The sequence below is a fragment of the Erwinia sp. PsM31 genome, assembly GCF_030433775.1.
Lineage (GTDB): Bacteria > Pseudomonadota > Gammaproteobacteria > Enterobacterales > Enterobacteriaceae > Erwinia > Erwinia aeris.
This window is the reverse complement of sequence record NZ_JARUWZ010000025.1, coordinates 46410-58473: the sequence shown is the minus strand read 5'-3', so window position 1 is coordinate 58473 and position 12064 is coordinate 46410. Positions and strand designations below refer to the sequence as shown.

At 58.3% G+C, this 12064-nt stretch carries 14 protein-coding genes; all 14 read right to left on the bottom strand.

Going from position 1 to position 12064, the window contains the following annotated elements; translation table 11 throughout:
• The 14 genes from QCD69_RS17255 to QCD69_RS17190 all read right to left on the bottom strand — a co-directional run bounded on the left by QCD69_RS17255 (nt 1) and on the right by QCD69_RS17190 (nt 11675).
• Complete coding sequence (locus tag QCD69_RS17255) at nt 1–1455, bottom strand: integrating conjugative element protein (RefSeq protein ID WP_140034358.1); 1455 nt, start codon at nt 1453–1455, stop codon at nt 1–3.
• Between the two features lie 9 nt (nt 1456–1464).
• On the bottom strand, nt 1465–2439 hold the full coding sequence (locus QCD69_RS17250) for a TIGR03756 family integrating conjugative element protein (RefSeq protein WP_140034357.1): 975 nt from the start codon (nt 2437–2439) through the stop codon (nt 1465–1467).
• Nucleotides 2439–2834 carry a TIGR03757 family integrating conjugative element protein gene (locus QCD69_RS17245; protein WP_140034356.1) on the bottom strand — a complete coding sequence of 132 codons (396 nt, stop codon included), beginning with the start codon at nt 2832–2834 and terminating at the stop codon, nt 2439–2441. Before QCD69_RS17245 ends, QCD69_RS17250 begins: the two co-directional genes overlap by 1 nt.
• A gap of 240 nt (nt 2835–3074) precedes the next feature.
• Entirely contained in the window at nt 3075–3332 is a 258-nt protein-coding gene (locus tag QCD69_RS17240; RefSeq protein WP_258195921.1) for a hypothetical protein, read from the bottom strand.
• Nucleotides 3333–3535: 203 nt separating this feature from the next.
• Complete coding sequence (locus tag QCD69_RS17235) at nt 3536–3931, bottom strand: hypothetical protein (protein WP_140034355.1); 396 nt, start codon at nt 3929–3931, stop codon at nt 3536–3538.
• Nucleotides 3928–6786, bottom strand: a complete 2859-nt coding sequence (locus QCD69_RS17230) for a conjugative transfer ATPase (RefSeq protein WP_140034354.1) — start codon at nt 6784–6786, stop codon at nt 3928–3930. Before QCD69_RS17230 ends, QCD69_RS17235 begins: the two co-directional genes overlap by 4 nt.
• Complete coding sequence (locus QCD69_RS17225; RefSeq protein ID WP_140034353.1) at nt 6786–7202, bottom strand: TIGR03751 family conjugal transfer lipoprotein; 417 nt, start codon at nt 7200–7202, stop codon at nt 6786–6788. The genes QCD69_RS17230 and QCD69_RS17225 overlap by 1 nt, the downstream gene beginning before the upstream one ends.
• An 11-nt stretch (nt 7203–7213) precedes the next feature.
• Entirely contained in the window at nt 7214–8755 is a 1542-nt protein-coding gene (locus QCD69_RS17220) for a TIGR03752 family integrating conjugative element protein (RefSeq protein ID WP_140034352.1), read from the bottom strand.
• Nucleotides 8745–9662, bottom strand: coding sequence for a TIGR03749 family integrating conjugative element protein (locus QCD69_RS17215; RefSeq protein ID WP_258195920.1), 918 nt, complete (start codon nt 9660–9662; stop codon nt 8745–8747). The genes QCD69_RS17220 and QCD69_RS17215 overlap by 11 nt, the downstream gene beginning before the upstream one ends.
• Nucleotides 9662–10300 carry a PFL_4703 family integrating conjugative element protein gene (locus QCD69_RS17210; RefSeq protein WP_140034351.1) on the bottom strand — a complete coding sequence of 213 codons (639 nt, stop codon included), beginning with the start codon at nt 10298–10300 and terminating at the stop codon, nt 9662–9664. Before QCD69_RS17210 ends, QCD69_RS17215 begins: the two co-directional genes overlap by 1 nt.
• Nucleotides 10297–10662 (bottom strand): TIGR03750 family conjugal transfer protein, encoded by a 366-nt coding sequence (locus tag QCD69_RS17205; RefSeq protein WP_064691080.1) that lies wholly within the window; start codon nt 10660–10662, stop codon nt 10297–10299. Before QCD69_RS17205 ends, QCD69_RS17210 begins: the two co-directional genes overlap by 4 nt.
• Nucleotides 10663–10677: 15 nt before the next feature.
• The gene (locus tag QCD69_RS17200; RefSeq protein ID WP_140034349.1) at nt 10678–11067 is read right to left on the bottom strand and encodes a TIGR03745 family integrating conjugative element membrane protein; all 390 of its coding nucleotides are present in this window, start codon (nt 11065–11067) and stop codon (nt 10678–10680) included.
• 30 nt (nt 11068–11097) lie between these two features.
• Nucleotides 11098–11340 (bottom strand): TIGR03758 family integrating conjugative element protein, encoded by a 243-nt coding sequence (locus tag QCD69_RS17195; RefSeq protein WP_140034348.1) that lies wholly within the window; start codon nt 11338–11340, stop codon nt 11098–11100.
• Nucleotides 11340–11675 carry an RAQPRD family integrative conjugative element protein gene (locus QCD69_RS17190; RefSeq protein WP_140034347.1) on the bottom strand — a complete coding sequence of 112 codons (336 nt, stop codon included), beginning with the start codon at nt 11673–11675 and terminating at the stop codon, nt 11340–11342. The genes QCD69_RS17195 and QCD69_RS17190 overlap by 1 nt, the downstream gene beginning before the upstream one ends.
• Nucleotides 11676–12064: the final 389 nt, after the last annotated feature.

Genomic DNA, 12064 nt, shown 5'->3' with positions numbered 1-12064 from the left:
TCATTTGCTTTCAGTCTCAGGGACCGCCAGCCGGTTCATGCGGCTGTCAGTGTTGTCATCGCTTTGGGTCTGCGGGTTGCTATTTACACGGCCATTTTCGCGCTCGATAATGGTCAGCACGGAGTTACGGGACAGCTCGCGTTTGAGCTCCATTTCGTTACGCAGCGCGGTAATTTCCCTGTCGATGGCAGTTACCCGGCGGTCGCCTTCTTCAATGGCGGCTGTCTGGGAGGCAGCGTTCGGCTCTGACATGCCGGTGACGATCATACGGCGCATAATCAACGCCGTTTCTACCGTATCAGCCATTGCCAGCTCGCCCGCAAGCCGGGCTGTGAGTGCGGCATTGTCAGGATCACGCTGCAGCGCCCTGATAACGCCGGCTGTGATTGGCAGGCTGCCAGTTTTAAGCTTCGCCAAATTGGTGGCGTTGGGCGGCTCGCTGCCGTTAACCAGTTTAACCAACTGGTCCGTGTTCTCTTTTGTCGTTTCCTCAAGAATGGGGGCAAAGCCGGTGCCGGCCTGAGTGGCTCCCGGCTGCTGTTCGTCATCGCCACTGGTACACTGTGATGCATCGGCGCACGTGCGCAGCGAGCTGTCACCAACCACCTGCACCACGGCTTTAGCCGCCTCTTCTGCGCTGCCATATTTTGCGCACGCACCGCCGTTGCAGCTGCTGTTGCTGATTGGCGTGTTGCTTAGCACGGGCTGGCTGTTCATCATGTTGTAGCCGGCGGCGGCCAGATCGTGCGTAGGACGAATGGCAGGCTGATTTTGCCCGCCGCGCTTCTGTCCACCTATCCAGTTCTGTCCGGACTTGCCCTGCAGCTTTTCAGAGGCGTTGTTAACGCGTACCGCGTCGGCATCGCCACTGTTGACAAGCGATTTATACTCATCCATGACTGCGCTCTGGTTCCACTTGTTGTTGCCAGCAAAGTTCATCATGCGTTTAGACATGTTTTGACAGTTAAGTTGGGCCTTATCAAATGCTACGCTTCCCTGTAGCACACCGTTGGTCAGCATGTCGTACAGGCCCGGATTGGCGCGCTGTATCACCATGGCCGGCAGGCTGGCGACCGCGCCGGTGGCCCCCTGAATAACGTCGCTCATCAGGTTTTTATAGCCGCTGGTCACGCCGTTCAGCTGGTTACCCACTGTAGTTTTAAGATCGAAATTGCCGCACATCAGGTCACTGCTCCAGCCTAAATCCATTCCCAGTTTGCGCATGCTGCTGCGCGTGGCTGGCTGGGAAATTACGGAGCCTCCGCCGAGGGTGTAATAGAGCTTGTCAGATACCGCGCCGCTGACGTTTTTGCCGTAGCCGAACGCACTGTCGTTGACCGACGGCAGTGAAATGCCAAATGCGCCGGACCGGTTATCGTCATCAGCCTGTGCCATGCCGATCGATATGCTGACCAGGACCGCAAGAAACGCTGGCCTCAGTGTGGTTGTGTTCATGGTTGCCTCTTAAAAATTGGTTGCATACAGAAAGGTCTGGCCGCGACGTTTGCAGCAGCTGTAGGGCTGCCACAGGGCATAGGCTTCGTTGCCGTCCTGCGCCGTGGGATAGGCGCCGTCGGGGAATACGGCACAGGTAGCCGAGAGCGTGGGCGACAGACGCTGCCATTTATGATTGGCCGTGCCGGTGTTTTCTTTCACCTCGCCCGGCGGCCAGTAGCCCGGCTTACGGGTGCCCTTCAGCTGCTGATAAACGTGGATCTGCCCGGATCGGGTGATGATGTCGGCCACGCGCTGGGCGACGACGGCGGAAGCCTTGTCATCGTCCGTCTGGCTGACGAAGCCCGATCGTGGATAGAGGTTGCCCCACATGTTGGCGGCGGCCTGGCTGCCCAGCTCGCGCTGTCCGGGAATAAGCGCCTCCGGATAAAGCGATTCCGGCAGGCCCGTTCGCCACATAAGCGAATCGAGGGTGCTGAGGAAGTAGGGGTTAAATGCCCGGGCAGCGGTGTCGCAGGAGTAGCCGGCGATGCTGCCGCCAATCAGAGAGGTCGCCGGATGCCCGATGGCGTCTGCGTATTTAAATTTGATGTTTGACTGACGACGCCCTGCGTCCTTGATGTCGGCGGCATTGCCTCCGCCGGCGGCAGCGCCGCTGGTGAGTCCGCCGTCAACGGCTCCCGCAGCTCCGCTCATAAAAGCCGTTTCATGCCAGGGATTGCTGCCCGGTCCTGTGTAAGTTGATACCACCACCTCAGGAATATAATGCGTCACCTTAACCGAGGTTTTAACCGAGCAGCCAAAGGGCGTACACATCAGCCAGTAACAGACGCCACTCACGCGCCAGCTGATACAGTCCTGCGTCACCGCGCTGGCGATAATCGCGGCGGTATTGATGGCGGCAAACGTGGCGGGTGCGGCGGCCACGGCCAGAACCGAGGCCGTACCGGCGGCGGCGAGGTGCTTTTTGTATGACCCTGGCATCAGCCTGCCCCCTGCGTACGGTGCAGGCTGGCCTGCGCCACGTCAGCCGTGCCATATACTACGTCCCGATCATCAAATACTACGGCTGGGTACTTGTGCAGGCCAATTTCCCAGGCGTGGACCACCTGACGATAGGCGCCGGCAATTTGCGCCTGCTTCCGGGGCCAGTCGGGTGACTGAATGACCTGCTGAGCCTGCAGGGCGGCCTGCTGAGGATCTGACGATAGATCACCGAAAATAGCCTGCTGCAGACGATCTGGCCCATCCAGCCAGACAACTTCAGTATCGGCGGTAAGATTCAGGGGAGGGTGCTGAGCGTCGGTAAAAACGACGGTGCCTGCCATTACCTGGATCGGTATCAGCAGGGAAAAAAACAGGAGTGTCCTGATGCGCATTGCAAATCTCCGTCACGGGTATCAGGATGCCAGCGTGACAGCGCGTGCTCAGGGATTCAGCAGTAAACTCTATTTCGGATTTTGAAAATTTTCAGGTCACGCCAGAATTCGGCGTTTGAACAAAAAAGTATGCGACAGAACATTTGTAGTGACAGGTTTAACCAGGATGGAAAATTGCCTCCTGCGCTTTCAGGAGGCATTTGGACAAACAGATAAAAGCTGGACAGTGCAGATTTAATGTTAAATTTTCTTATTAATTTGAGCCATGCCAATGTCGAACTTATGATTTTTTGCTGCGTCCAGCACCTCTCCGAGCCCCTGACGTTCAGGTCCGTCCCGGCCATCAAGACCCTCGCCTTCAGAGCGATTAAATTTAACAAATTTATAAATGGTTTCAACGCAAAACTCAGCCAGTTCGGCTCGCGAGCTGGCACTATCATTTTCACGATTGTTTAAAAAATTCTCCAGTTCCTGAGCAATAGCAGTTGTGTTTTTCACTAAGTAACCCTCTTTGTGATTTATTGAAATAATATGATTGGATCATTGCTGGTTAGTGAAATTAATGTATTCCAGTATTTGGAAGCAAGATGAGACCAAGTATTAATTGAAAGCGGATGTTAATTAACGTGGATTAAAAGATTTGATTTGATGCTAAAAAACCGGCCAGATCGGCCGGCTAATTGATACGTCTGAGACGGGCATTACTCCTGAAAAATACTGCTAACCCAGAGCGTCATATAAACCATATCCGCCGCATCGGGCACGTTGACGTACCAGCGAGGCGAGTCAAATTCATTGTCCAGTGGCAGGCTGGCACGACCTTCCTGAGTCAGAAGAATGTCAGCACGCTTTCCCCGGCCATCTTCCAGATGAATGGCAACACAGCTGTTTTTCCCGATCCGATGCGGGTTACAGGTAATGGCGACCGGCGGCTGCAGGCGCTCCTTCAGCGCGCCTTTCATCGCCTCAAGTCGCTCCTGGGTGCTCTGCGTGGCGACAGGCTCACCCTGCGGATACAGGCCGAAAAGAGTCGGCGTGGGCGTCTCATCGGCCGCAGGTGTGTGTGTTACAGGGCTCGCGTATTTAAGCTTAATCATGCGGTCAGCTTCTCTCTTTTATCGTTGTATTCCGGCATCCCAGCCGACTCAGCCGTCATCAGTCCACGCAGACGATCCAGTTTTCTTGCTACGAGAATAGCAGCATCGAGCTCTGAACAGTTATGTTTACGCATCAGTGCCTTGCGCTCCGCTTTCTCTTCCTTCTCCGTCATGCCCAGCGCCAGAAACAGGCTGGGCGGCACGGCCCGGAACAGTGCCTGCATTTTTTTCGACAGCACCACGCCCTCGGTATAACACCCGGAAAGTTTGCTGGCAGACAGCAGCACGGTCTTTTCCTCCTCGGAAAGCGTGCGGAAGCGGGCGATGTCCTCAACTTCTTTCTTCGGCATGGTCAGGCAGATCCACCATTCGGCCATGTTCAGCATTTTACCTGCAGCCGCCGGGTAATCCTCCAGGTTCTGGGTGGCAAGCCAGAGCCACGCGCCGAGCTTACGCCACATCTTGACCACCTTGGTCATATACGGCGCGAGAAGCGGGTTAACGGTCACAATGTGCGCCTCATCCACGGTAAACACGATGTCGCGCTCACGATACTGGTCGCGTTCGGCAATATTGTTAACAGTATTGGTCAGGGATACCATAGTCAGCGCCATCTGCGCCTCGTAACCCTCGCGTGCAAGGTGGCCCAGGTCAATAAGCGTCACGTCCGCTTCCGGCCACAGCGCGCCCTCCTGATTGAATAGCTCGGCCTCAAAGCTGCCGGGCTGAGTGAACATGCCCAGCGACTCAGCCATTTCAGCTGCCTTTGCCCGACGCGACTCATTACGGATCTGGCCTCCTTCACTGGCCTCATCCACGGATATGCGGTTCAGTGCGTTCTGCAGATCGCCCGGCAGCATCTGGCGATTTTCATTCAGGCTCTGCCTTGCGGCCATCAGCAGCGCTTCGCGGATCATTGCCCGGTCGGCGCGTCTGAGCGCAGCGTCTTCCTTCGGGTCGCCGCCGGTGATCATCATGCGGGCTGAGATTTCCATTTCGCCCAGAATGTCGCGCTTCTCGTTGCCGTCTCCCTCTTCGTCCTCGTTGTCCTCGTCGATCTCAGGCAGGTCGCTTTCATTTACTGCCGGCGCCGGCGCGTCCACCTCAAACAGCTTGTGCGCGTCGGCGAACGGCGGCAGCGATACGCCGCTACCAGGCTTGACGCTGACCTTATTCACCGTGAGGCCAAGGCTTTCAAAGTAGTCCGCCGTCAGACCGAAGCTGTTGCCAGCCTCGGCGATAAACAGACGTGGGCGCTGTACGGCCATTAGCTGGCAGAGCATCGAGCACAGGGTGGCCGATTTACCCGCCCCGGTTGGCCCGAACAGCAGCATGTGCGCGTTCTGCGAGCGGTCGTGTTTGTTGAGCGGATCGAAGTTCAGCACGTCGCCACCCCGGTTAAAAAAACTGAAACCCGGGTTGCCGGTGCCGGTTTCACGTCCGGTGACGGGCAGCAGTCCGGCAAGGTGCTGAACCCACGTCAGGCGGGTGTACCAGTGCTTCTTGTCACTCTGGGGGTTAAAGCACATCGGCAGCGCGCGCAGCCAGGAGTTCAGCGGGCCAACTTCGTGCTCGGAGCGGACGGGCTGCAGCCCCTCGTTGAGCAGCACTGTGGAAAGCTCGATGCGCTTTCGATTCATGTCGGTCATATCCTTTGCACGCAGCAGGAACGTGATGGCGGAGCGGTACAGCTTGTGCCGGCTGCCCAGCAACTCCTTTACGGCGGCCACGTCCTGGCGCACACGTCCGGACTCGGTGTTTTCCCCGATGGCGTTCTTTGCCAGCCGGTTAAATTTCTCTTCCAGCGTGTCCTGTGGCTCCGCAATGATGGTCATACATAGCATCGTGCCTTCGGGAAACATGTCCATCAGAGCATTGACCTTTTTCTCGCCCCGGCTTTTCTCCCCGGTCAGCGTACCCGGCGTCGGCGGCTTACGCAGCCGCTCAACCGACAGCGCTGAATGCGCCAGATCGTCAAACCACCACACGCCGTTCTCTACGTCAGAACGTGGCGGCGTGAACAGCAGCGTCTCGGAGAAATCGTTTTCAACGGGGATCGTGCCGTCCGGAGTGTTGCGGCTATCCTCATAAGCCGCCGCACGGTAAAAGCTTTCCCTGTCCATGCCTTCCGGTGCCGGGTTAAACAGGCGTAGCAGCCAGGCATGGATCTGCAGGCCGTTCTGGCGCGTGCAGCCGATGTTGACGCTGGAGAGGGCGCCGCACAGCCTTTCGCATGCCTGGTTCAGCATGCTGACGGGAGGCATCAGGTCACGGCTGTTTTTATCCACCCAGCGGTATACGACCATGCGGGTCCGTCGTTGCTGGCCGCGCCAAGGCTGCCCGGTGATCAGCTTATCTTCAAAAAGCCCCTGCGGTCTGGCGATGCCGCGCAGGTGACTTTCGGTTTCCTGTAGCCACGCTTCGGTAAATTCGGTGTGCTGCGCGTGCGGCTTGACGTACCCGCGCAGCTTGTCCAGATAGGCGTCCATGTCGTTTTCGTCCTGGCAGAAAAACTGCACGATCCAGGGATTGGCCTCAATGTCATCAAAGCTGTCCTGCAGGGCGTCCTCAATCACATCACGGATTTGCTCAAGGCGTGTGTCGGGACGTCCCTCGGTGGCAACCGGGGTGATGTCGTACACCGCCCCAACCGAGACGCCATCGTCAAGCAGCAGGCACTGTTCTTCGTCCAGGAACTCCGCCCAAGGCAGGTAGTCCACGACGGACGGGTTATGCGCGTAAACACGCTTTTCATCATTCTGCGTCATATTTCCCGGACGCGTCAGCGGCTCCGGGATGCTTTTTTCAGGTGAATCTTGTCGCGTGTGCTGACTTTTTTTAAAGAGTCCGAACATTAGAGCGCCTCCGTGCGTTCGCCTGGCATCGCGTATTGCGTCTGGTCATAGAAAGGGAAAACGGTGCTGTAGCCCGGCACGGGCGTGTTGCCCTGCGCCAGGTGCGGGAAAACGTACATCACCATGTCTGGATTCGGCAGGCGCGGAAACTGCTGATTGATCTCCGACTCCTGCGTGCGGCTGTAACTGCGATCGTCGCCGGCGGCTGCCTGCTGTTCGCCGTCGGTCAGGGCGCGGCGCAGGGCGGCGCGCCCCTCCACGCCGCGCGACGGTCCGCTTTCGCCGTCCGTGCCCTTCCACAGCTCCAGCATGTTGCTGTCGCCCGCCGGAAGCATCTCATCCTTTGACGTGGAGCAGCCCGTCAGGGTGGCGGCCGCGACCAGTACAAAAACGCCAAGCGTTGCTGAAATCTGCATGTTATTTCTCCTCAGTCGAGCCCGCCGGTGCGGCCGTCTTCACCAGGCAGGGTGAAGTCGTAGCGCACCCTGCGGCCCTTGTCTTCATAGTCGATTGCCAGCTCGCGGGTGATGTGCACGGCGAGGTGCGCCCCCGGCTGAACGTAAATGGCGTCAAAGGTCTGGCCGTAGCGCTGCTTCACCCACTCGGTGATCTCGTCGGAGCTGCCGGAAAGCGCCTTGCCGAGCACGGCCTGTCCGGCGTCGCCGGTCAGCGTGGAGGTGACGCCGCCGTAGGCGTTGGTCTGGCTGGTCTGCTGGTTCTGGCCCACCGCATCGCCGGCGGCGCCGGCGGCGCCCAGCAGGCCCAGCGTCGGCAGGTACGTGGACGCGTTGGATTTACGCGTGCCGGAAATGCACGGAATGCCGTTCTCGTCGGAAATCCAGCCGATGCCGCCGTTTGTGCCGGTGTCTTTGTCGCCGTTGCGGGCGTTCTGACCGCTGCCGTTGCCCGCGCGCCCACTGCGGTCGGGCTTCGGCAGGGTGCGCACCGTACCGTCGGTAAACACGAAGGTAATGCTACTCACCTGGCCCCTGACGCAGGACAGGGTCCAGTCGCCCGAGGCCGTGCCGGACACGATCGCGCCCTCTACGTCCGGGAGCTCGATGCCATTGGCGGTCAGGTTGTCTTTACCGATAAGCACCTTGAAGGGATATGGGTCGGTCACGGTGCCGTTAACTGGCACGCGGCCCAGCAGGGCAGTCATGGCGCGGCTACCAATAAGTGTTGAGTTTTCCGGCAGGGTATAGACCGGCTCGGCCTCGTCTTCCTCACCCTTTTCACTGGTCGATCCCTTCACCTGCTGCTCGTAGTGTGCTTTCTGCTTTGTAATCGCATTGTCGCTCATGAATGAGGTCGGGAAGGCCGTTGTGCCGCTGGTGCCGGCACCGGATCCATTGCTGCCCTGGCCGGACGCGGCGCTTTTACCGTCCTGTGGCGTTACCCACATCATGCCGTCATTACCCGCCGCAGCCGGGCTGCCGTTCCCGCTTCCCATTCCGTCCAGCCCGAGGCCCAGCGGTATGTCGCCATCCTGGCCGGCGGTCTTGTCGGCCAGCCCTTTGCCGGTACTCTGCAGCTGGGAGGTCAGGTCGTTAATTTTCGACGTCAGCGTATTCTGTTGCTGACGCAGCTGCTTTTCGCGCTCGCTAAACCCTTTCTGTACGCCCTGTACCGCCTCGTTAACCTGTCCGGACACGTTCTGGTTGCGAGCGCGCAGCTTGCGGTTTTCTTCCAGCAGGTCGGCGTTCTGTTTGTTCAGTGTGGCTTGCTGCTGGCGCACGGCGTTGAGCGAGCCTACGATGGTTCGCAGTGTGTCCTGCGGCGTGTCGCCCTCAACCCCGATGGCCTTGAGCTCCTGCGGCGTCAGGTTCGCAAGCGCTGGCGAGCTCTGCGCTGAGGGCTGCGCCGGTTCGGACGGTTTGCTGTTGTGGCCTTTAACGACCACAAAGACGCCGGCAATCAGCACCGCCGGCACCAGGACCTTGACCAGGCCGTTTGACTTAATCTTCATAGCGGTTCACCTTCTGGGCGGAACGGACGGCCTTGCGGGCAGTAGAGGGCTCACGCACGAATGCCTCATCGGCGCGGCCGGCGGTGACCAGGTAAAGCGTGGTGGTATCTTCTGGCGTGCCGGCGGCTCCCAGCCAGCGATGCTGGAAGGTGGCGGTGACGAACTGGCCCTGTAGCTCCCGCGGATCGAGCACGATCTTTTGCGGGGAGTTGTTACGCACCCGCAGCGCCACCACCGTACGACCGGCCACACCCCAGCCGGCCACGGGTGACACGGTCACAGGCGCCGAGGGGTAAAGCGTGGTGATTCGCGACGGCAGCTGCGGATTAACCGGATGAATACCCGACACCCCTTCAACCGTGCGTACGGGGGCGTAAAGGTTCTGCGCGGCATAGCGCGTCAGTAGGACAGGAATGGGCGCCTTGTAGCTGACTTTTTTACGTTTAGCCTGCGGTTTATCTCCCTCCGCGCCGGACGCCGGGGAGCTGGCTTCAGCGGCGCTGCTGGCCGTGCTGACGTCGCCGCTGTAGATGATTTTGACCGGCTCGGTCGGGCCTTTACCGGTGGCGCGAACGTCCAGCAGGATTACCTCGCCCGATTCCATGTCCTGCAGCTGCAGGCGGGTTGGCGGGAAGTCGCTTTCAGCTCTGAGGTAAACCGCGCCGCCGGTGCTCTGCACACGCAGCTTGCCGTTGAGCGCGGGCGGAAAGCCGACGCGTACGTTTTTGTCAGCAAAAATAACGCGCTCGGTGCCTGTTTTCAGGGGGATCTGCAGGGGAACGCGTTCCCACTTCATCAGCTCGTCGGCGCGGGCAGATGCTGAGCTGAGTATCGCGGCGGGCAGCAGTGTGAGCGACAGCGCCACCAGGCAGGCGCGGGAGCTGAAGGTCATCTTTGAGCAAATCATCACAATGTTCCCTTATTTTCTGCCTTAGAAAGCCGTTGCGGGATACCCTCGTAGCAGTCCAGTGCCAGCCCGAAGGGATTGGTTTCGGAATCGCCGTCCCAGCGAACGACTCTCAGCGGATAGCGTACCGTTGCGCGCTTGACCGGCTCGGTGAGGTAGTATTCATCCGCAATCAGATCGAGGCTTACGACCCAGTTGTCCCGGTCGATAACCTTGACGCTTTTAGTGGTGTAACCCCTACCGGGGATTTCATAAACAACGCGCACGCGGTCAGTCAGCTCGCCTTTGGCATCCCGCTGGTTTGAATCCTCTTTAAGAAACGCCTTGCACTGAGGCGTGAGGTACGGTGAGAGCGACTCAATACGGGCGGGATAGTCCACTTTGCCGTTTTTCGGCCAGGCGTTAAGTTGCTGAAAAATATAATACGTAAAGCTGTAAACGGTCGGCGGTGGCACTTCCCACACGGGACGCGTGCTGCCCTTGCGCAGATCGGGCGGAATATGAATGGTCAGCTTCTCCGGGGCGCGCATCCAGCCACCCAGAGCGGTCATCAGCAGTATCAGCAACACGAAGCAGGCCGCCCTCAGGGTAAAAATATGCTGATCGCGGCCCTTAACCGCGTGGCGAAAACGACTCATTTGGTACTCCTGATTGGTATACTCCGGCGCACAGACCAGCGCCGGGAATCGACGATCAGTTTCGGATCACCGATCCCCATGTGGCGCTTTCTGAGCGCGAACATCTGCCAGATATAGTTCTCGGGCTTGCCGCGCTTTTTGCGGGCAAGCCACTTTCCGCCAAAGCTGATGAACACCAGCGGAAATAGCAGGCTCCCCGTGGGGATAACCAGCCAACTGAGAAAAAGTGCAAAGGGCAGTGAAATGATCAAGCCCAGAACGACTCCGATGCAGGCAGCCAGGCCTAACTCGGGGGTGGTAAACCCCCGGAATACGACTGGCTCTGAATTGAGACGATCCGGCATATCTCGGATGGTCGCCATTCACACCGCTCCTTATCAGGTAACAATTTCGGCGGATTTGCCCAGCAGCCAGATAACCAGAACCAGCAACACTACGCCCACGATCATAATTCCGCCGAATTTACCCCACGTGGCGCGCCCGTCGCGGACCTCGCTGAACGTGGTGATGCCAGCTTCCGCAACCTTCAGGAAGCACACGGCGGCGATGATGAGGCCGATGAGAATGATGCCGTCCTGAAAATAACCTTTGATAGTAGTCATCAGCCCGCCGCCGCCGCCGCCCGAGGTTGGGGCTTCAACAGCCGGCAGATCCGCCATAGCATTACCAACCGACAGAGCACTCAGGGTCACCAGCGTGGTGGCACGGGCCCAGCTTTTACGCACGCCGGAACGCGTAATGGAAACTAAAGACGCAATGTTTGACATGATATTTCCTGTTTAAGTGATTGAAAAAAATTAACTTCCGAACATCCAGATACTGATTACGACTAAAACGATGCCCCGTATAAAAAGGCTTTTTACTGCTGATTCCCTCACCCGCTGGTTGGCCCAGCCCGAGTAAAGGTCAATGGCGGCCCAGGCGACCCAGGTAAACAGCGTGGAGAACAGCAGACCAAGACATAAGAGGTGCATCGCTGCGGGGTCCAGATCGCCCGAAGCTGCCTTAAAGGCCATCACCTGCGCCTGAGTCATTGCCATCAGGGACGCTCCCGACGGTAATTGCCCGAAACGCCCGACAGATCGCGAGGCTGTGCCCGGGACGGCTCAATGTAACGATCGATGCCGGCGCTGATGGTGCGCAGATCTGCCGTGGCGCGCTGGTAGTCAAAGAAGTAGCGGCCACGTTCTGCGGTATCCTCCTGAGCGGCGGCCACCCGGGCACGCTCCAGCGACGCCTGCACCTGAACGATCATGCGCTGGGCGGACGCCAGCTCATCCTTTTCAGATGCCTGAGCTGACAGCGCCGTGAGAGATGAAAGGCCCAGCACGCCGCCATACAGAAAAAGTCGAGCTACCGGGCGATAAGATTTCATATGCACCTCCATTGGTTGTTTGGTGCGGTAAGGATGCGGAATCCGGCTGGACGGGTCAGCCGTTAACTCATTACCCGAAAATGAAAATTAATTGGGAGGGGTTGAAGCGGGGTGAAGTGGTTAGAATGTTTTAGGGTGTTGTAACTATTAACTTCTGCTGTCGCACCGCTTCGCGGCTTGCCTGCTGACGACGTTACCCGAAACGAGTTCAGGTAACGTCGTCCAGCCTGGTAAAAGCAGTGGTTACGCTATTAAGACATTAAAGTCCGCTATGAGCGAAAAGCGGATATTCACATATTAGTTCCGGTGGCCAAATTTAGTGCGCCACTACAGAGTCGATTGACACCTATCCTTTAAATCTGGTCGGCCTATGCATAACAATCTATTTT